30 protein-coding genes are annotated in these 18,281 nt (G+C 68.0%); 1 reads left to right on the top strand and 29 read right to left on the bottom strand.

Annotation, left to right across the window (positions count from 1 at the left end; all coding sequences use genetic code 11):
* Positions 1–57: 57 nt before the first annotated feature.
* The 5 genes from LEL83_RS09640 to infA form a co-directional block, all read right to left on the bottom strand.
* Complete coding sequence (locus LEL83_RS09640) at positions 58–1,053, bottom strand: DNA-directed RNA polymerase subunit alpha (RefSeq protein WP_198656983.1); 996 nt, start codon at positions 1,051–1,053, stop codon at positions 58–60.
* A gap of 190 nt (positions 1,054–1,243) precedes the next feature.
* Positions 1,244–1,642: a 30S ribosomal protein S11 gene (gene rpsK / locus LEL83_RS09635; RefSeq protein ID WP_017885507.1), complete on the bottom strand. Its 399-nt coding sequence runs from the start codon at positions 1,640–1,642 to the stop codon at positions 1,244–1,246.
* A gap of 9 nt (positions 1,643–1,651) precedes the next feature.
* Positions 1,652–2,026 carry a 30S ribosomal protein S13 gene (gene rpsM / locus LEL83_RS09630; RefSeq protein WP_058728274.1) on the bottom strand — a complete coding sequence of 125 codons (375 nt, stop codon included), beginning with the start codon at positions 2,024–2,026 and terminating at the stop codon, positions 1,652–1,654.
* 186 nt (positions 2,027–2,212) lie between these two features.
* Positions 2,213–2,329, bottom strand: coding sequence for a 50S ribosomal protein L36 (gene rpmJ, locus LEL83_RS09625; protein ID WP_022903266.1), 117 nt, complete (start codon positions 2,327–2,329; stop codon positions 2,213–2,215).
* Between the two features lie 70 nt (positions 2,330–2,399).
* Positions 2,400–2,621, bottom strand: coding sequence for a translation initiation factor IF-1 (gene infA, locus LEL83_RS09620; RefSeq protein ID WP_017885509.1), 222 nt, complete (start codon positions 2,619–2,621; stop codon positions 2,400–2,402).
* A gap of 291 nt (positions 2,622–2,912) precedes the next feature.
* Here infA and LEL83_RS09615 point away from each other — a divergent pair, with 291 nt between their 5' ends.
* The gene (locus tag LEL83_RS09615; protein WP_225558644.1) at positions 2,913–4,211 is read left to right on the top strand and encodes an LCP family protein; all 1,299 of its coding nucleotides are present in this window, start codon (positions 2,913–2,915) and stop codon (positions 4,209–4,211) included.
* Positions 4,212–4,534: 323 nt separating this feature from the next.
* Here the strand turns inward: LEL83_RS09615 and map are convergent, their stop codons facing one another.
* The 24 genes from map to LEL83_RS09495 all read right to left on the bottom strand — a co-directional run.
* Positions 4,535–5,314, bottom strand: a complete 780-nt coding sequence (map, locus tag LEL83_RS09610) for a type I methionyl aminopeptidase (RefSeq protein ID WP_372454453.1) — start codon at positions 5,312–5,314, stop codon at positions 4,535–4,537.
* Between the two features lie 58 nt (positions 5,315–5,372).
* Positions 5,373–5,963 carry an adenylate kinase gene (locus LEL83_RS09605; protein WP_225558643.1) on the bottom strand — a complete coding sequence of 197 codons (591 nt, stop codon included), beginning with the start codon at positions 5,961–5,963 and terminating at the stop codon, positions 5,373–5,375.
* Positions 5,960–7,282: a preprotein translocase subunit SecY gene (gene secY / locus LEL83_RS09600; protein ID WP_198656986.1), complete on the bottom strand. Its 1,323-nt coding sequence runs from the start codon at positions 7,280–7,282 to the stop codon at positions 5,960–5,962. The genes LEL83_RS09605 and secY overlap by 4 nt, the downstream gene beginning before the upstream one ends.
* Before the next feature lie 147 nt (positions 7,283–7,429).
* The gene (gene rplO / locus LEL83_RS09595) at positions 7,430–7,894 is read right to left on the bottom strand and encodes a 50S ribosomal protein L15 (protein ID WP_110893938.1); all 465 of its coding nucleotides are present in this window, start codon (positions 7,892–7,894) and stop codon (positions 7,430–7,432) included.
* On the bottom strand, positions 7,891–8,076 hold the full coding sequence (gene rpmD / locus LEL83_RS09590) for a 50S ribosomal protein L30 (RefSeq protein WP_173168934.1): 186 nt from the start codon (positions 8,074–8,076) through the stop codon (positions 7,891–7,893). The genes rplO and rpmD overlap by 4 nt, the downstream gene beginning before the upstream one ends.
* Complete coding sequence (rpsE, locus tag LEL83_RS09585; RefSeq protein WP_225558642.1) at positions 8,076–8,864, bottom strand: 30S ribosomal protein S5; 789 nt, start codon at positions 8,862–8,864, stop codon at positions 8,076–8,078. The genes rpmD and rpsE overlap by 1 nt, the downstream gene beginning before the upstream one ends.
* Positions 8,861–9,235: a 50S ribosomal protein L18 gene (rplR, locus tag LEL83_RS09580; protein ID WP_225558641.1), complete on the bottom strand. Its 375-nt coding sequence runs from the start codon at positions 9,233–9,235 to the stop codon at positions 8,861–8,863. Before rplR ends, rpsE begins: the two co-directional genes overlap by 4 nt.
* A 2-nt stretch (positions 9,236–9,237) precedes the next feature.
* A complete protein-coding gene (gene rplF / locus LEL83_RS09575) occupies positions 9,238–9,774 on the bottom strand; it encodes a 50S ribosomal protein L6 (RefSeq protein ID WP_198656988.1) in 537 nt (178 codons plus the stop codon).
* Positions 9,775–9,780: 6 nt separating this feature from the next.
* Positions 9,781–10,179, bottom strand: coding sequence for a 30S ribosomal protein S8 (rpsH, locus tag LEL83_RS09570; protein ID WP_017885519.1), 399 nt, complete (start codon positions 10,177–10,179; stop codon positions 9,781–9,783).
* A 179-nt stretch (positions 10,180–10,358) separates the two neighbouring features.
* Positions 10,359–10,949 (bottom strand): 50S ribosomal protein L5, encoded by a 591-nt coding sequence (gene rplE, locus LEL83_RS09565; protein ID WP_198656989.1) that lies wholly within the window; start codon positions 10,947–10,949, stop codon positions 10,359–10,361.
* Positions 10,949–11,308: a 50S ribosomal protein L24 gene (gene rplX, locus LEL83_RS09560; RefSeq protein WP_198656990.1), complete on the bottom strand. Its 360-nt coding sequence runs from the start codon at positions 11,306–11,308 to the stop codon at positions 10,949–10,951. Before rplX ends, rplE begins: the two co-directional genes overlap by 1 nt.
* A 3-nt stretch (positions 11,309–11,311) precedes the next feature.
* Entirely contained in the window at positions 11,312–11,680 is a 369-nt protein-coding gene (gene rplN, locus LEL83_RS09555; RefSeq protein ID WP_017885523.1) for a 50S ribosomal protein L14, read from the bottom strand.
* 31 nt (positions 11,681–11,711) lie between these two features.
* Positions 11,712–11,996, bottom strand: a complete 285-nt coding sequence (rpsQ, locus tag LEL83_RS09550) for a 30S ribosomal protein S17 (RefSeq protein WP_017885524.1) — start codon at positions 11,994–11,996, stop codon at positions 11,712–11,714.
* Complete coding sequence (rpmC, locus tag LEL83_RS09545; RefSeq protein WP_017885525.1) at positions 11,996–12,316, bottom strand: 50S ribosomal protein L29; 321 nt, start codon at positions 12,314–12,316, stop codon at positions 11,996–11,998. Before rpmC ends, rpsQ begins: the two co-directional genes overlap by 1 nt.
* Positions 12,316–12,735, bottom strand: a complete 420-nt coding sequence (gene rplP, locus LEL83_RS09540) for a 50S ribosomal protein L16 (protein ID WP_198656991.1) — start codon at positions 12,733–12,735, stop codon at positions 12,316–12,318. Before rplP ends, rpmC begins: the two co-directional genes overlap by 1 nt.
* Before the next feature lie 2 nt (positions 12,736–12,737).
* A complete protein-coding gene (rpsC, locus tag LEL83_RS09535) occupies positions 12,738–13,538 on the bottom strand; it encodes a 30S ribosomal protein S3 (RefSeq protein WP_225558640.1) in 801 nt (266 codons plus the stop codon).
* Positions 13,538–13,930: a 50S ribosomal protein L22 gene (rplV, locus tag LEL83_RS09530; protein WP_198656993.1), complete on the bottom strand. Its 393-nt coding sequence runs from the start codon at positions 13,928–13,930 to the stop codon at positions 13,538–13,540. Before rplV ends, rpsC begins: the two co-directional genes overlap by 1 nt.
* A gap of 25 nt (positions 13,931–13,955) precedes the next feature.
* Positions 13,956–14,237, bottom strand: coding sequence for a 30S ribosomal protein S19 (rpsS, locus tag LEL83_RS09525; protein ID WP_071276761.1), 282 nt, complete (start codon positions 14,235–14,237; stop codon positions 13,956–13,958).
* A gap of 11 nt (positions 14,238–14,248) precedes the next feature.
* Complete coding sequence (gene rplB / locus LEL83_RS09520; RefSeq protein ID WP_027466728.1) at positions 14,249–15,088, bottom strand: 50S ribosomal protein L2; 840 nt, start codon at positions 15,086–15,088, stop codon at positions 14,249–14,251.
* Positions 15,089–15,106: 18 nt separating this feature from the next.
* The gene (gene rplW / locus LEL83_RS09515) at positions 15,107–15,406 is read right to left on the bottom strand and encodes a 50S ribosomal protein L23 (RefSeq protein ID WP_071259768.1); all 300 of its coding nucleotides are present in this window, start codon (positions 15,404–15,406) and stop codon (positions 15,107–15,109) included.
* Positions 15,403–16,062 (bottom strand): 50S ribosomal protein L4, encoded by a 660-nt coding sequence (gene rplD, locus LEL83_RS09510; protein ID WP_198656994.1) that lies wholly within the window; start codon positions 16,060–16,062, stop codon positions 15,403–15,405. The genes rplW and rplD overlap by 4 nt, the downstream gene beginning before the upstream one ends.
* A 2-nt stretch (positions 16,063–16,064) precedes the next feature.
* On the bottom strand, positions 16,065–16,718 hold the full coding sequence (gene rplC / locus LEL83_RS09505; protein ID WP_198656995.1) for a 50S ribosomal protein L3: 654 nt from the start codon (positions 16,716–16,718) through the stop codon (positions 16,065–16,067).
* Positions 16,719–16,731: 13 nt separating this feature from the next.
* Positions 16,732–17,040 carry a 30S ribosomal protein S10 gene (rpsJ, locus tag LEL83_RS09500; RefSeq protein WP_017885534.1) on the bottom strand — a complete coding sequence of 103 codons (309 nt, stop codon included), beginning with the start codon at positions 17,038–17,040 and terminating at the stop codon, positions 16,732–16,734.
* A 521-nt stretch (positions 17,041–17,561) separates the two neighbouring features.
* A partial coding sequence (locus LEL83_RS09495; protein WP_225558639.1) for a DarT ssDNA thymidine ADP-ribosyltransferase family protein occupies positions 17,562–18,281 on the bottom strand: 720 nt, incomplete at its 5' end.

Here is an 18,281-nt window from a genome sequence, read left to right as displayed (position 1 = left end):
TCTCCAGTGGTGATGGTGGTGCGCACTCTGTCAGTGCGCGTGCGCGTGAGCGCGAGGTCAGTTGTTGGACTCGTCCTCGTCGTACCCGCTGTAGAAGTGGGCGCCGTCGAATCCGGGGACGGTGTCCTTGAGGGACAGGCCGAGCTCGGTGAGCTTGTCCTTGACCTCGTCCACCGACTTCTGACCGAAGTTGCGGATGTTCATGAGCTGCGTCTCCGACAGGGCGACGAGCTCGGACACCGTGTTGATGCCCTCCCGCTTCAGGCAGTTGTAGCTGCGGACCGACAGGTCGAGGTCCTCGATCGGGGTCTGCAGCTCGTTCGAGAGCACCGCGTCGACCGGCGCGGGGCCGATCTCGATGCCCTCGGCAGCCGTGTTGAGCTCGCGGGCGAGCCCGAACAGCTCGACCAGCGTGCGGCCGGCCGACGCGATGGCGTCGCGCGGCGTGATGGCCGGCTTCGACTCGACGTCGACGACCAGGCGGTCGAAGTCCGTGCGCTCACCGGCACGCGTCGCCTCGACGCGGTAGGTGACCTTGAGGACCGGCGAGTAGATCGAGTCGATCGGGATCTGCCCGGCCTCGCTGAACTCGGAACGGTTCTGCGTTGCCGAGACGTAGCCACGGCCACGCTCGATCGTGAGCTCGAGCTCGAAGCGCGCGGTGTCGTTCAGGGTCGCGATGACGAGGTCCGGGTTGTGGATCTCGACGCCGGCCGGCGCGGAGATGTCCGCGGCGGTGACCTGACCGGCACCCTGCTTGCGCAGGTACGCCGTGATGGGCTCGTCGTGCTCGCTGGAGACGACCAGGCTCTTGATGTTGAGGATGATCTCGGTGACGTCTTCCTTGACACCGGGAACGGTGCTGAACTCGTGGAGGACGCCGTCGATGCGGATGCTGGTGACAGCCGCGCCGGGGATCGAGGAGAGGAGCGTGCGGCGCAGCGAGTTGCCGAGGGTGTACCCGAAGCCCGGCTCGAGCGGCTCGATGACGAAGCGCGAGCGGTGCTCGGAGATCGGCTCCTCGGTCAGGGTGGGGCGCTGTGCAATGAGCACTGTGGGATTCCTTTCGGCGAAGTGTCCGCTATATGACACTTGGCGGTACGACGGGGCCGCGTGGGCCCCGACGGGTCTGTTGAGTTGTGATCACGCGCACACACGTGCGCGATCGAACGACCAGGAATGGCCGCGGGCCCTGCCCGGCCCCGTCAGGGGACGAGCAGGGCGCGGCCGGTTGCTCCTCGCGTCAGACGCGGCGGCGCTTGGGCGGGCGGCACCCGTTGTGCGCCTGCGGCGTGACGTCGTTGATCGAGCCGACCTCGAGGCCAGCGGCCTGGAGGGAGCGGATCGCGGTCTCGCGACCCGAGCCCGGGCCCTTCACGAAGACGTCGACCTTCTTGACGCCGTGCTCCTGCGCCTGACGCGCAGCGGACTCGGCGGCGAGCTGCGCCGCGAACGGCGTCGACTTGCGCGAACCCTTGAAGCCGACGGCACCCGAGGACGCCCAGCTGAGGACGGCACCGGACGGGTCGGTGATGCTGACGATGGTGTTGTTGAACGTGCTCTTGATGTGGGCCTGGCCCACGGCGACGTTCTTCTTCTCCTTGCGGCGCGGCTTGCGCGCGGCAGTCTTGGGGGTAGCCATGATGATCTCCTATCGGGCCTTCTTCTTGCCTGCCACGGTGCGCTTCGGTCCCTTGCGGGTACGCGCGTTGGTCTTGGTGCGCTGACCGCGCACCGGGAGACCACGACGGTGGCGGAGACCCTCGTAGCTACCGATCTCGACCTTGCGTCGGATGTCGGCGGCCACCTCACGGCGGAGGTCACCCTCGACCTTGAAGTTGCCCTCGATGAAGTCGCGGAGGGCGACGAGCTGGTCGTCGGTCAGGTCCTTGACGCGGATGTCGCCGGAGATACCGGTCTCCGCGAGTGCCTGGACGGCGCGGGTACGGCCGACGCCGTAGATGTACGTGAGTGCGATCTCCACGCGCTTCTCGCGCGGGATGTCGACGCCTGCTAGACGTGCCATGTGCTGGCTGCTCCTGTTGTCGATGGAGGTGTGGCGCAGTACCGGTGCCCGGGCCTCCGCCCCGAGGTGTCCCCCGGCCGTCGTGCGACCGGGTTCTGGTACTGCGTTGTCGATCTTCAGTTGTGGGTCGTGCTCGAGCAGCCGGGTGTCCGATGGACAGGGCCGGAGCCGGTCACGCGCCGGGGACTAGCCCTGGCGCTGCTTGTGACGCGGGTTGCTCTTGCAGATCACCATGACGCGGCCCTTGCGACGGATCACTCGGCAGTGCTCGCAGATGGGCTTGACGCTGGGGTTGACCTTCATGGTTCTTTCCTCGTGCTCGCTGGCTTCGTGCTCGGCAGGATTGCCGTGCCGTTCCTTTCCAGCTCGCGGATCACTTGTAGCGGTAGACGATCCGGCCGCGGGTCAGGTCGTACGGGCTCAGCTCCACGATCACGCGGTCCTCGGGGAGGATGCGGATGTAGTGCTGGCGCATCTTCCCGGAGATGTGCGCGAGGACCTTGTGTCCGTTCGTCAGCTCAACGCGGAACATCGCGTTGGGCAGAGCTTCGAGCACCGAGCCTTCGATCTCGATGACGCCGTCTTTCTTGGCCATAGCCTCACTGTCGCTTGGTTGTGGAACTGGTGTGATCCCCGAACCGGTCTGCGGGTCGGTCGCCACACCCGAGAGGGCATGACACACCAAAGATCGATCTTATGTGGTAAACCCGCAATTGCCAAGTGCGGGCGCGGAAGGCCCCACGTCTGGGGCTTCCCGACCGGGCCCGAGCGGTCCAGAGTGGTGTCACGGTGCGCTCGGGGCGTGCACGCGCGCGGAGGCTGGAGTCAGCCACGCACCCACGTCCGCCGCGACGCGACGCGCGCCGGACCACCGAACGGAGACCACGTGCCCGACGCCACCCGACGCCCCTTCGCGCGACATGGCAAGCAGGCCCGGCGGCGGAGCTGGACCACGCTCGTGACCGTCGTGGCCTCGGCACTGGCCGTCCTGCTCGTCAGCGGCACGAGCGTCGCCGCGATCGCGGGTGCGCAGCTCGCAGCGGCTCCGGAGACCGTGGAGCTGAGCACCGACGACCAGAGCACCGCGCGGACCGCCGACATCACCGCCATCGACGGCGGGGCGAACATCCTGCTGATCGGGAGCGACACCCGCGTCGGGCAGTTCGACTCCGACGAGGACGTCGAGGGCGCCCGCAACGACGTCACGATGCTCGTCCACATCTCGCAGGACCACCAGCAGCTCACGGCCGTCAGCTTCCCCCGCGACCTCATGGTGCCGATCCCGGCGTGCACGAACCCCGCCACCGGCACCACCTACCCCGCTGCGACCGCCGCGATGTTCAACACCGCACTCGGCAACGGCGGGGTCTCCTGCGTGGTGGACACCGTCGAGAACCTGACCGGTCTGAGCATTCCCTACGCCGGCTTGATCACCTTCGACGGCGTCATCGAGATGTCGAACGCGCTCGGTGGCGTCGACGTCTGCGTGGCCGAGCCGATCGACGACACGTTCACCGGGCTGCACCTGACCGCCGGCTCGCACTCGCTCGAGGGAGCCGACGCCCTCGCCTTCCTGCGCACCCGGCACGGCGTCGGCGACGGCAGCGACCTCGCGCGCATCAGCTCCCAGCAGGTGTTCCTGTCCGCGCTGCTCCGCAAGGTCACCGCGGAGGGCACGCTCTCGAAGCCGGTCACGCTCTACAAGCTGGCCGGGGCCGCCCTGTCGAACATGACGCTGTCCGACGGACTCGCGCGGCCCCGCACGCTCGTCGCGCTCGCCTCGGCGCTGCGCGGCATGAGCACGGCGAACATGCTCTTCGTGCAGTACCCGGTCGCCGACGACCCCGCCGACAAGGCGCGGGTCATCGTCGACCAGGAGACCGCGCACACGCTCAACGTCGCCCTGCAGAACGACGTGCGGTCGTCCTTGAGCGACTCGAGCACCGGTCGCGCGTCCGAGGAGTCGCCGTCGCGCGGCGGGACGTCCTCGGGGAGCTCCGGGGCAGCCGGTTCGTCCGGGGGCACCGGAGCGCCGTCCGCGGATCCGAGCACCCCCGGTGCGGCGACGGGCAGCACGGCCCCGACGCCGAGCGCCACCAGGACCCCGACCGCCACGGCGACACCGCTGCCGTCGTCGATCACCGGGCAGAGCGCGTCCGAGCGAACCTGCTCCGTCGGCAACTGACGGCGGCCACCGGCGTGCCGGCGACACGCCGGCGTCTTGCGGGGCTTGTCCGGGCAACACGCCGGCGTCTTGGCGTGGCTCGTCCAGCAACACGCCGGCGTCACCCCTCGACGCCGTGATCCGCGTGAGACGCCGCCGATTCCGAAGGCGTCTCGCCGTCGTCACGGCGTCAGGGGAACACGACGGCGTCTCGCCGTCATCAGGGCGTCACCACGGCGTCTCCCGGACCGTCGACCGGCGTGCGGGGCGAGGCGGGCGCGAGCCGCGCCTCCAGGCCGTCAGCGACCGGCGCGAGCACTGCGGAACCGGACCGGAGGCGCGTCCTACGGGATCGGGACCGGCGTCACACCCAGCGGCGCGAGCGCCCCGGCGCCGCCGTCGGCGGCCGTGAGCACCCAGATGCCGTCCGCGTGCACCGCGACGCTGTGCTCCCAGTGGGCCGCGTCCGAACCGTCCAGCGTCCGCACCGTCCAGTCGTCGTCGTCCGTCGAGCTGTCGATCGTGCCCGCCGTGACCATGGGCTCGATCGCCACGACCAAGCCGGGCTTGACCGCCGGGCCGGCGCCGCGGACGCGGTAGTTGAACACGGGCGGGTCCTCGTGCATGGACCGACCGATGCCGTGCCCCGTGAAGTCCTCGACGATGCCCCAGGCACCCGTCTCCTCGATGGCGTCCTCGACGGCAGCACCGACCTCGTGCAGGTTCTTCGCCGTGGCGAGCGCCGCGATCCCGTGCCAGAGCGACCGCTCCGTCGTGTCGCAGAGCGTCTGTCGGGCGGTAGTGACGGACGCGTCGCCACCGGGGACCACCACGGTGAAGGCGCTGTCGCCGTTCCACCCGTCCACCTCGGCGCCGGCGTCCACCGAGACGATGTCACCCGGAGCGAGGACGCGGTCCCCGGGGATGCCGTGCACGATCTCGTCGTTGACGGACACGCACAGCGTGTGGCGGTAGCCGGGCACGAGCTGGAAGTTCGGGATCCCGCCGCCGTCGCGGATGGTCCGCTCGGCGATCGCGTCGAGCTCACCGGTCGTGATGCCGGGGCGCACCTCGGCACGGACGGCGTCGAGCGCCTCGGCCGTCAGGAGCCCCGGACGCACCATGGCGCGGAGCTCGTCGGGCGTCTTGTAGATCGAGGGCTTGCGGAACCGCACCACGGCGTCAGACGGCTGCGGTGAGCCCGCGACCCGACAGGGCGGACTGGATGCGGTCGCCGACCTCGTCGATGCCGCCGAGTCCGTCGACGTCGACCACCAGGCCGCGCTCGCCGTAAGCGGCCACGATGGGCGCCGTCTGCTCGGCGTAGACCTGCTGACGACGACGGATCGTCTCCTCGTTGTCGTCGCTGCGGCCCTGGTCCTCGGCGCGCTTGAGCAGACGGCCGACGAGCTCGTCCTGGTCGGCGACCAGCTGCACGACCGCGTCGATGCCGGTGCCCTGCTCGGCGAGCAGGGCGTCGAGGTACTCGACCTGTCCGACCGTGCGGGGGTAGCCGTCGAGCAGGAAGCCGTGCTCGGCGTCGGCCTCGGCCAGACGCGACTTGACGAGCTCGTTCGTCAGCGAGTCCGGCACGTACTCGCCGGCGTCCATGAGCGCCTTGGCCTGCACACCGAGCGGCGTCCCCTCGGCGACGTTCTTGCGGAAGATGTCGCCGGTCGAGATCGCGGGGATCCCGAACGAGTCCGCGATACGGCCTGCCTGGGTGCCCTTCCCGGCTCCGGGAGGTCCGACGATGATGAGACGTGCGCTCAACGGAGAAGCCCTTCGTAGTGACGCTGCTGCAGCTGCGAGTCGATCTGCTTCACGGTCTCGAGACCGACACCCACGATGATCAGGATGCTCGCGCCACCGAACGGGAAGTTCTGGTTCGCGCCGAACAGCGCCAGTGCTGCCAGCGGGATGAGCGCGATGAGACCGAGGTAGAGCGAACCGGGCAGCGTCACCCGGGTGAGGACGTAGTCGAGGTACTCGGCGGTCGGGCGGCCGGCACGGATGCCGGGGATGAACCCGCCGTACTTCTTCATGTTGTCGGCGACCTCTTCGGGGTTGAAGGTGATCGCCACGTAGAAGTACGTGAACCCGACGATGAGCAGGAAGTACAGGACCATGTAGAACCAGTTGTCACCCGAGGTCAGGTTGTTCTGGATCCAGGTGACCCACGCCGCCGGCTCGGAGCCGTCGGAGGGCTGGTTGAACTGCGCGACCAGGGCCGGCAGGTACAGCAGCGACGACGCGAAGATGACGGGCACGACGCCGGCCATGTTCACCTTGATCGGGATGTACGTGTTGTTGCCGCCGTACGTCCGTCGTCCGACCATGCGCTTGGCGTACTGCACGGGGATCCGCCGCTGCGACTGCTCGACGAACACGACGGCCATCATGATGACCAGCCCGACGAGGATGACGAAGAGGAAGAGCTCGAAGGACTGCGACTGCTCGATGGCCCACAGCGCCGACGGGAACTGCGCCGCGATCGACGTGAAGATGAGCAGCGACATGCCGTTGCCGATGCCGCGCTCGGTGACGAGCTCGCCCATCCACATGATCAGGCCGGTACCGGCGGTCAGCGTGACGACCATGAGCATGATCGCGTACCAGCTGTCGTTCGAGATGATCGACGTGCAGGAGGGCGACGCGTTGGTGCCGAAGAGGGCTCCGGAGCGGGCGACGGTGATGAGGGTCGTCGACTGCAGCACACCGAGCGCGATGGTGAGGTAGCGCGTGTACTGCGTCAGCTTCGCCTGGCCGGACTGCCCCTCCTTGTAGAGGGAGTCGAAGTGCGGGATCACCACGCGCAGCAGCTGCACGATGATCGACGACGTGATGTACGGCATGATGCCGAGCGCGAAGACCGAGAGCTTCAGCAGCGCGCCGCCGGAGAAGAGGTTGATGAGGTCGTAGAGGCCGCCGGACGACGACGCGCTGGCGAGACAGCTCTGCACGGCGGTGTAGTCGACGAACGGTGCCGGGATGTACGACCCGAGACGGAACAGCGCGATGATCGCGAGGGTGAAGCCGATCTTCTTGCGAAGATCAGGGGTGCGCATGATGCGCGCGACCGCTCTGAACACGAGGACTCCGAACTTCTGGGACCGGGGCCGTCAGACGCGGCCGTTCCGGTGTCGGTCGGCAGGGCCGACCCGGCTGGCGGATGCCGGCCACTGTCAAGGAAACCGTAACGGCGGCCCGTGCGCAAACGCACGGGCCGCCGACGGGGGTTACTGGGAGACGGTGCCGCCAGCAGCCACGATCTTCTCGGCGGCGGACGCCGAGACCTTGTCGACCGTGACCGTGATCTTCACGTTGATGTCACCCTGACCGAGAACCTTGACCTTCTCGTTCTTGCGGACGGCGCCCTTGGCGACCAGGCCCGCAACGGTGACGTCGCCACCGTCGGGGTAGAGCTCCGAGATCTTGTCCAGGTTCACGACCTGGTACTCGACCCGGAACGGGTTCTTGAAGCCACGGAGCTTCGGGGTGCGCATGTGCAGCGGCATCTGCCCACCCTCGAAGCCGACGCGGACCTGGTAACGGGCCTTCGTGCCCTTGGTACCGCGGCCCGCGGTCTTGCCCTTCGAGCCCTCACCGCGACCCACACGGGTGCGGTCCTTCTTGGCGCCCTCGGCGGGGCGGAGGTGGTGCAGCTTCAGCACCTGCACGCGCTCGTTCTTCTCGTCGCTCATGCGTCGACCTCCTCGACCTTCACGAGGTGCGCCACCGTCGCGATGTACCCGCGGTTCTGGGCGTTGTCCTCACGCTCGACCGTACGGCCGATGCGCTTGAGGCCCAGGCTGCGCAGGGTGTCGCGCTGGTACTGCTTCTCGCTGATAACGGACTTGATCTGCGTGATCTTCAGCGTTGCCATCACGCACCTGCCTTCTCGGTCGCGGCACGCAGGGCTGCGGCCTCGGCCTGGAGCAGACGAGCCGGGACGACCCGGTCGACGTCGAGGCCACGACGGCTCGCGACGGCGCGGGGCTCCTCGAGCTGCTTGAGGGCCTCGACGGTCGCGTGCACGATGTTGATGGTGTTCGACGAGCCGAGCGACTTGCTCAGGACGTCGTGGATGCCGGCGCACTCGAGCACGGCGCGGACCGGACCACCGGCGATGACACCGGTACCGGCAGCGGCCGGACGGAGCAGCACGACGCCGGCAGCGGCCTCGCCCTGCACCGGGTGCGGGATCGTGTTGCCGACGCGCGGGACGCGGAAGAAGTTCTTCTTCGCCTCCTCGACGCCCTTGGAGATCGCCGTGGGGACCTCCTTGGCCTTGCCGTAGCCGACGCCCACGAGGCCGTTGCCGTCACCCACGACGACGAGCGCCGTGAAGCTGAAGCGACGACCACCCTTGACGACCTTCGAGACGCGGTTGATGGTCACCACGCGCTCGAGGAACTGGCTGTCGCCACCGCGGTTGTTGCGGTCGCGGCCCTGCTGACGGTCACGCCCGCCGCCACGACGGCCACGGTTGTCGGCCGAGTCGCGGTTGTTGGACGCGGAGCCTGCAGCCGTCTCGACCGGGCGCTCGGCGACGGCAGGTGCCTCCGCCTCCTTGCCGGTCGTCGCGGGAGCCGTGCTCGTCGCAGCGGCGTCGTCCGTGGCCGGGGTGGCCTCGGTGTTGGCGTCTTCGTTGGTGTTCGCGATGTCGCTCACAGGTTCAGCCCTCCTTCACGGGCACCATCGGCGATCGCGGCAACGCGACCGGCGTACTTGCTGCCGCCGCGGTCGAAGACCACGGCCTCGACGCCAGCCGCCTTCGCGCGCTCGGCGAGGAGCTCACCGACGCGACGGGCCTTGGCGGTCTTGTCGCCGTCGAACGAGCGGAGGTCGGCCTCCATCGTCGAGGCGCTGGCGAGGGTGTGACCCTTCGCGTCGTCGATGACCTGCACGAACACGTGACGCGACGAGCGGGTGACGGCGAGACGGGGACGTGCCTCGGTGCCGGTGATCTTCTTGCGGAGACGGTTGTGGCGGCGGGCCTTGGCGGCTGCCTTGCTCTTGCCTCGTGTCTTGAGGAGTCCCATGATCACTTACCTGACTTTCCGGCCTTGCGGCGCACGTTCTCGCCGGCGTAACGGACACCCTTGCCCTTGTAGGGCTCGGGCTTCCGGAGCTTCCGGATGTTCGCGGCGACCTCACCGACGGTCTGCTTGTCGATACCGGCAACGGTGACCTTGTTGTTGCCCTCGACCGCGAAGCTGATGCCCGCCGGCGGCTCGACCGTGATCGAGTGCGAGTACCCGAGCGCGAACTCGAGGTTCGAGCCCTTGGCCTGCACGCGGTAACCGGTGCCGACGACCTCGAGGCCCTTGGTGTAGCCCTGGGTCACGCCGATGATGTTGTTGGCGATGAGGGTCCGGGTCAGGCCGTGGAGCGAACGCGACTCGCGCTCGTCGTCGGGACGCGTGACGAGGACCTGGTTCTCTTCGACCTTGGCCTGGATGGGGGCCGCGACGACGAGCGCGAGCTCGCCCTTGGGGCCCTTGACCGCGACGTTCTGACCGTCAACGGAGACGGTGACGCCGGCGGGGATGTCGATGGGGAGACGTCCGATTCGTGACATTGTCGATCACCACACGTAGGCGAGGACTTCCCCACCCACGCCCTTCTGCTCGGCTTCGCGGTCGGTCAGGAGGCCCGACGAGGTCGAGAGGATCGCCACGCCGAGGCCACCGAGGACCTGGGGGATCTCCGTCGACTTCGCGTAGACCCGGAGGCCCGGCTTCGACACGCGCTTGATGCCGGCGATCGAACGCTCGCGCTCGGGACCGTACTTCAGGTCGATGGTGAGGGTCTGCCCGACGCGGGCGTCCTCCACCTTCCACTCGCTGATGTAGCCCTCACGCTTGAGGATGTCGGCGATGTTCTTCTTGAGCTTGGAGCTCGGGAGCGCGACGGCGTCGTGGTGCGCGGAGTTCGCGTTCCGCAATCTGGTCAGCATGTCTGCGACCGGATCGGTCATCGTCATGATGTTCGTCCATTTCTCGCCTGGTTTCGACACCCGTTCCACGAATGCCGACCTGAGCGATCGGGGTGGTCTCCGGGCGGTTCCCGGAGACCTGGGGCCGACGGCTGACGCCGACGACCGGTGTTCGTGCGTGCGGGCCGGAGGACGTGAATCCTCCGGCCCGCAGCGCCCGGACTATCTTAGACCGTCTGCTCGCTCGAGCGGAACGGGAAGCCGAGCTGACGGAGCAGCGCGCGTCCCTCGTCGTCCGTCTTCGCGGTGGTGACGACAGTGATGTCGAAGCCGCGGACACGGTCGATGCGGTCCTGGTCGATCTCGTGGAACACGGACTGCTCCGTGAGACCGAACGTGTAGTTGCCGTTCCCGTCGAACTGCTTGTCGCTGAGACCGCGGAAGTCGCGGATGCGGGGCAGTGCGAGCGAGATCAGCCGGTCGAGGAACTCCCACGCGCGGTCACCACGGAGGGTGACGTGCGCGCCGATGGCCTGACCCTCGCGCAGCTTGAACTGTGCGATGGACTTGCGGGCGATGTTGACCTGGGGCTTCTGACCCGTGATCGCCGTGAGGTCCTTGATGGCCCCCTCGATGATCTTCGAGTCACGAGCCGCCTCGCCGACGCCGGTGTTCACGACGACCTTGACCAGGCCGGGGACCTGGTTGACGTTCGCGTACCCGAACTGCTCGGTGAGGGCCGACTTGATCTCGGCGAGGTACTTCTGCTTGAGGCGCGGCTGGATCTTGCCAGCGGGCGCGGCAGTGGTGTCAGTCATCAGAGCTTCTCACCAGACTTCTTGGCGTAGCGGACGCGGACGGTCTTCTTGACGCCGTCCTTCTCCACCTCTTCGGTGCGGAAACCGACGCGGGTCGGCTTCTTCGTCTTGGGGTCGACGATCGCGACGTTCGACACGTGGATCGGGGCCTCGTGCTGCTCGATGCCGCCGGTCTTCGAGCCGCGCTGCGTCTGGCCGACGCGGACGTGCTTCGTGATGAAGTTCACGCCCTCGACGACGACGCGGTTCTTGTCCTTGAGGACCTCGATGACCTTGCCCTGCTTGCCACGGTCGCCGCCACGCTCCTGCTTGGCTCCCGTGATGACCTGGACGAGGTCACCCTTCTTGATGTTCGCCATGGCTTACAGCACCTCCGGCGCGAGCGAGATGATCTTCATGAACTTCTTGTCACGGAGCTCGCGACCGACCGGACCGAAGATGCGCGTACCGCGCGGGTCGCCGTCGGCCTTGAGGATCACTGCCGCGTTCTCGTCGAACTTGATGTAGGAGCCGTCCTGACGACGGGTCTCCTTCTTGGTGCGAACGATGACCGCCTTGACGACGTCACCCTTCTTCACGTTGCCGCCGGGGATGGCGTCCTTCACCGTGGCGACGATGACGTCACCGAGACCGGCGTAGCGACGACCCGAGCCACCGAGCACGCGGATGGTCAAGATCTCCTTGGCACCCGTGTTGTCGGCGACCTTCAGGCGGGATTCCTGCTGAATCACTGCTGTCTCCTATTCCGAAGCAGGCCGGGGCCTACTTGGCCTTCTCGAGGATCTCGACCAGGCGCCAGCGCTTGGAGGCGCTGAGGGGACGGGTCTCGCTGATCACGACGAGGTCGCCGACACCAGCGGTGCCGAGCTCGTCGTGGGCCTTCACCTTGGACGTGCGGCGGATGATCTTGCCGTAGAGCGCGTGCTTCACGCGGTCCTCGACCTCGACCACGATGGTCTTGTCCATCTTGTCGCTCGTCACGTAGCCGCGACGCGTCTTGCGGTAGCCGCGAGTGAGGGCGGCGGAGTTCTTCTCTTCGTTCGCCATTACTTCTCCTCGGCGGTCTCGGCCTCGGTCGACTCGGCCGGCTTGTCAGCCTTCTTCGTCGTCTTCTTGGCCTTGGGGGCGGTCTCGACGGGCGCGGGGGTGGCACGGATGCCGAGCTCGCGCTCGCGGAGGACGGTGTAGATGCGGGCGATGTCGCGCTTGACGGCACGGAGACGACCGTGGCTCTCCAGCTGGCCGGTGGCCGACTGGAAGCGGAGGTTGAAGAGTTCCTCCTTGGCCTTCTTCAGCTCGTCAGCGAGACGCTCGTTCTCGAACGTGTCGAGCTCCGTCGGACGGAGCTCCTTGGAACCGATCGCCATTATGCGTCGCCCTCCTCGCGCTTGATGATGCGTGCCTTGAGGGGCAGCTTGTGGATTGCACGAGTCAACGCCTCGCGGGCGATCTCCTCGCTGACGCCGGAGAGCTCGAAGAGCACCCGGCCCGGCTTCACGTTCGCGACCCACCACTCGGGCGAACCCTTACCGGAACCCATGCGGGTCTCGGCGGGCTTCTTGGTCAGCGGACGGTCCGGGTAGATGTTGATCCAGACCTTGCCACCACGCTTGATGTGACGCGTCATGGCGATACGAGCGGACTCGATCTGACGGTTGGTCACGTACGCCGGGGTGAGGGCCTGGATACCGAAGTCGCCGAAGCTGACCTTGGTGCCACCGGTGGCCTGACCCGAACGCTTCGGGTGGTGCTGCTTGCGGTGCTTGACTCGACGGGGAATAAGCATGGTTACGCCTCAACTCCTGCGCCGGCCGGCGCGTCCTGCGGGGCCTGCTGCGTGCGACGGTCACCGCGGTCGCCGCCACGACGGTCGCCACGCTCACCGCGCGGGCCGCCACGACGCTCGGGGCGCGACGAACGCTGGTTCGCCTGCTCGCGAGCGAGCTCCTTGTTCGTGATGTCGCCCTTGTAGATCCAGACCTTCACGCCGATGCGGCCGAACGTGGTCCGGGCCTCGTAGAAGCCGTAGTCGATGTTCGCGCGGAGCGTGTGCAGCGGCACACGGCCCTCACGGTAGAACTCCGAACGCGACATCTCGGCGCCGCCGAGACGACCCGACACCTGGATGCGGACACCCTTGGCACCGGCGCGCTGGGCACCCTGCAGGCCCTTGCGCATGGCGCGACGGAACGCGACACGAGCGGAGAGCTGCTCGGCGATGCCCTGCGCGACGAGCTGGGCCTCGGTCTCGGGGTTCTTGACCTCGAGGATGTTGAGCTGGATCTGCTTCTTGGTGAGCTTCTCGAGCTCACCGCGGACGCGCTCCGCCTCGGCGCCGCGGCGGCCGATGACGATGCCCGGGCGCGCCGTGTGGATGTCCACGCGGACACGGTCACGGGTGCGCTCGAGCTCGATGCGGGCGACGCCGGCGCGGTCGAGGGTCTTCTTCAGGTACTCGCGCACCTTGATGTCCTCGGCCACGTAGTCGGCGTAGCGCTGACCGGCCTTCTTGCTGTCCGTGAACCAGTGCGAGACGTGGTCCGTCGTGATCCCGAGACGGAAGCCGTACGGGTTGACCTTCTGGCCCATTACTTGCTCGCCTTCTTGCTCGTCGCGGCGACCTCGGCCTCTTCCGGCGTCGCGAGGACGACCGTGATGTGGCTGGTGCGCTTGTTGATGCGGAAGGCGCGGCCCTGGGCACGCGGCTGGAACCGCTTCAGGGTCGTGCCCTCGTCGACGAAGACGCGGCTCACGTAGAGGTCGCGCTCGTCGAGGAAGCTGTTCGTCGAGTCCGCCTTCACCCGCGCGTTGGCGATCGCCGAGGCGACCAGCTTGTACACGGGCTCCGAAGCGCCCTGGGGCGCGAACTTCAGGATGGCAAGGGCCTCGTGGGCCTGCTTGCCGCGGATCAGCTCGATGACGCGACGGGCCTTCTGAGGCGTGACGCGGATGTGTCGCACGCGTGCGATCGACTCCACCATTTCGTTCCTCCTCTGCGTCGCCGCCTCAGCGGCGACGGCCCTTCTTGTCGTCCTTCACGTGACCACGGAAGGTGCGGGTCGGCGCGAACTCGCCGAGCTTGTGACCGACCATCGACTCGGTGACGAACACCGGGATGTGCTTGCGGCCGTCGTGGACGGCGATGGTGTGCCCGAGCATGTTCGGGACGATCATCGACCGGCGCGACCACGTGCGGATCACGTTCTTGGTGCTGGCCTCGTTCTGCGTGACGACCTTGCGGAGCAGGTGCTCGTCGACGAAGGGGCCCTTCTTCAGACTGCGTGGCATCTTCTGAACTCCTACTTGCGCTTCTTGCCGGCGTTACGGCGACGGACGATGAGCTTGTCGCTCGGCTTGTTCGGCTTGCGCGTACGGCCCTCGGACTGACCCCAGGGGCTGACCGGGTGGCGACCACCGGAGGTCTTGCCCTCACCACCACCGTGCGGGTGGTCGACCGGGTTCATGGCGACACCACGCACGGTCGGGCGGACGCCCTTCCAGCGCATGCGGCCGGCCTTGCCCCAGTTGATGTTCGACTGCTCGGCGTTGCCGACCTCGCCGATCGTGGCGCGGCAGCGTGCGTCGACGTTGCGGACCTCGCCCGACGGCAGACGGAGCTGCGCGTAGGGGCCGTCCTTGGCGACGAGACGCACCGAGGCGCCGGCCGAGCGAGCCATCTTCGCGCCGCCACCGGGGCGGAGCTCGATCGCGTGCACGACGGTACCGACGGGGATGTTGCGCAGCGGCAGGTTGTTGCCGGGCTTGATATCGGCGCCGGGGCCCTGCTCGATGACGTCGCCCTGCTTGAGCTTGTTCGGCGCGATGATGTAGCGCTTCGTGCCGTCCACGTAGTGCAGGAGCGCGATGCGCGCGGTGCGGTTCGGGTCGTACTCGATGTGTGCGACCTTGGCGTCGACGCCGTCCTTGTCGGAGCGACGGAAGTCGATCACGCGGTACTGGCGCTTGTGGCCACCACCGATGTGACGCGTGGTGATGCGGCCGGAGCTGTTGCGACCACCGGTCTTCGGCAGCGGACGAAGCAGGGACTTCTCCGGAGTCGAACGCGTGATCTCGGCGAAGTCGGCGACCGACGAGCCGCGACGACCGGGGGTCGTCGGCTTGTAGTTACGAATAGCCATGATTTATCCCTCTGGTCCTCAGCCGACAGCCGTGAAGATGTCGATCGAACCGGACTTGAGCGTCACGATGGCGCGCTTGGTGTCCTTGCGCTTGCCGAGACCGAACTTGGTGCGACGGGTCTTGCCCGGGCGGTTCAGCGTGTTGATGCTCGCGACCTTGACGTCGAAGATCTTCTCGATGGCGAGCTTGATCTCGGTCTTGTTCGAGCGGGGGTCCACGATGAACGTGTACTTGCCCTGGTCGATGAGCCCGTAGCTCTTCTCCGAGACGACCGGCGAGATGATGACGTCGCGCGGGTCCTTGTTGAAGCCGCTCATGCGGTGATCTCCTTCGCGGTCTTCGACGCGATGAAGGCGTCGAGGGCGCTCTTGCTGAAGACGAGCGCGTCGGCCTTGAGCACGTCGTAGGCGTTGAGCTGGCCGTACGAGAGCGCGTGGACGTTCGACAGGTTGCGGATCGACTTGAGCGTCAGCTCGTCGTCCGACTCGAGCACGACGAGCACGTTCTTGACGGGCGCGACCTTCTCGAGCAGGGTGCGGGCGGTCTTGGTCGACGGCACCTCGGCCGCGACGAAGCCCTCCACAGCGGAGATGCGGCCACCGCGGGCGCGGTCCGAGAGCGAGCCGAGCAGAGCAGCGGCGATCATCTTCTTCGGGGTGCGCTGCGAGTAGTCGCGCGGGGTCGGTCCGTGGACGACGCCACCGCCGGTGTGCTCCGGAGCACGGACGGAACCCTGACGGGCGCGGCCGGTGCCCTTCTGCTTGAACGGCTTGCGACCGGCACCGCGGACTTCGCCGCGGTTCTTGGTCTTGTGGGTGCCCTGACGCGCGGCTGCGAGCTGCGCGGTGACGACCTGGTGGATCAGCGGGACGTTGGTCTCGACGTCGAAGAGAGCTGCGGGCAGCTCGACGGTGCCGGACTTGACACCCGATGCGTCGAGGACGTCGATCGTGGTTGCGGTCGTGGTGGCCATGATCACTTACCCTTCACGGCGGTGCGGACGAAGACGGAGCGACCGCGAGCACCGGGGACGGCGCCCTTGACGAGCAGCAGACCCTTCTCGGCGTCGACGGCGTGCACCGTGAGGTTGAGGACGGTCACGCGCTCGCCACCCATGCGGCCGGCCATGCGCATGCCCTTGAAGACACGCGACGGCGTCGACGAGGCACCGATGGAACCGGGCTTGCGGTGGTTGCGGTGCGCACCGTGCGAGGCGGAGACGCCGGCGAAGCCGTGGCGCTTCATGACACCCGCGAAGCCCTTGCCCTTGGACGTGCCGACGACGTCGACCTTCTGGCCCGCCTCGAACGTGTCGACGGTGAGCTCCTGGCCGAGTGCGTACTCAGCAGCGTCCGCGGTGCGGATCTCGGTGAGGGTGCGGCGCGGGGTGACCCCGGCGGCCTCGAAGTGACCAGCGGCCGGCTTGTTGACCTTGCGCGGGTCGATCGCACCAGCGGCGATCTGGATGGCCTCGTAGCCATCGCGCTCGACGTTGCGGATCTGGGTGACCACGTTCGGGCCGACCTCGATCACGGTGACGGGGATGAACTTGTTGTTCTCGTCCCACACCTGCGTCATGCCGAGCTTCTTGCCGAGGAGGCCCTTGACGGTCTTGAGTGAATTCGCCATCAGTGCAGCCCCCTTACAGCTTGATCTCGATGTTGACGTCTGCCGGCAGGTCGAGTCGCATGAGCGAGTCCACGGCCTTCGGCGTCGGGTCGACGATGTCGATGACCCGCTTGTGCGTGCGCTTCTCGAAGTGCTCGCGCGAGTCCTTGTACTTGTGAGGGGAACGGATCACTGCGATCACGTTCTTCTCGGTGGGGAGCGGCACCGGGCCGACCACGGTCGCACCGGCACGGGTCACCGTGTCGACGATCTTCCGGGCCGACGTGTCGATGACCTCGTGGTCGTACGACTTGAGCCGGATGCGGATCTTCTGTCCCGCCATGTGTCTCTTGTCCTCTCTGCGCCGCGCACCATCTGGCCGCCTGACGCCGCTCGGTTCCGCATTCCTGCGGACCGTGCTGTTTTCCTGAACCAACCGGCCGCATCCGCTGGGGATGACCGCTGTTCACCTGTCAACCGCGCGGGCGACCTGGGCCGTCCAGCGTGGGCAATCGACTGCCTCGCGTTCCGGGCGCAGCAGTGGTGCACTGCGTCCGTCCCGTCTCGGGGAGTCGTGTTCTGCTGCCTGCGGCCCAACCCAGCCCTGCTGAACAAGGGGGTTGTGCACTGCCAGAGCAGTGATCCTGTGGGCGTGCACCCACGGGGAATTCGGAACCGGACAAGTCTCGCATAGGCCCGGCGGACGTGCAACCCGGGCGTGTCGCGATTTCGTGGCGTGTCGATCCTCTGCCGCGCCCCCGGTTCTCCGCGGATCCGACGGCCTGGAGGCGCGGGTCGGCCCCGCACGACGCGGCGCCCTCCGGACGTGGTCCGGAGGGCGCCGTCGGGTCGGTCAGACGGCCGTCACTCGGCCGTCACCGGGGGCACGAACCAGGGCGGGAACACCGCGACGCGGGGTGCGTGTCCACCGTGGTCCGCGAGCACGGCGCGAACGGTCTGCCGCGCCTTGTCGTTCGGGACGCCGATCACCGCGACCGACGTGAACGGCACGCTCGGGCCGGCGAGCAGCTCGAGGCCGTGCATCTCGGGGTCGGTGAAGTCGGTGCGACGGATGAGGTTCGTCGCGGCGTCCGGACCGACGGCGAACCGGACGTCGTCGGCGTCGGCGTCCTGGTCCGCGACGATCACCGAGGCGCCGAACGACGCCACCGGCACGACCAGCACGACGTAGTCGATCGCGCGGGTCCGGCGTGCGGCGTCCGACCAGCGCTCCCCCTCGGCGCCGCTGCGGAGCTCGTCCCAGCGGGTGGCGTCGGGCGAGAGCGTGAACGGGACGTGGGCGGCGATCGAGGAGCCGTCAGGAGCCTCCGCCTCCGCTCGTGCGGCGCGCGCCTCGGGCGAGCTGACGTCCACGACCGGTTCCGCCTGGTCGGACGCGAGGATCGCCCCCGCGCCGACGATGCCGTCGAGGTTGTCGATGTGCGTCACGTGGTGGGCACGGAGCGCGGCGAGCTGCCGGGCTTCGGGCAGGTCGGCGGAGGACGACCGCAGCGACGTCGGCGAACGCAGCGACGAGCCGGGTCCGGACGCGGGCGGGTCGGCGCGCAGGTTGGTGGTGATGCG

The organism is Curtobacterium oceanosedimentum, assembly GCF_020297365.1.
In the GTDB taxonomy this organism is placed as follows: domain Bacteria; phylum Actinomycetota; class Actinomycetes; order Actinomycetales; family Microbacteriaceae; genus Curtobacterium.
The sequence above is the reverse complement of the archived record's forward strand: the minus strand, read 5'-3'. Positions and strand labels throughout refer to the sequence as shown.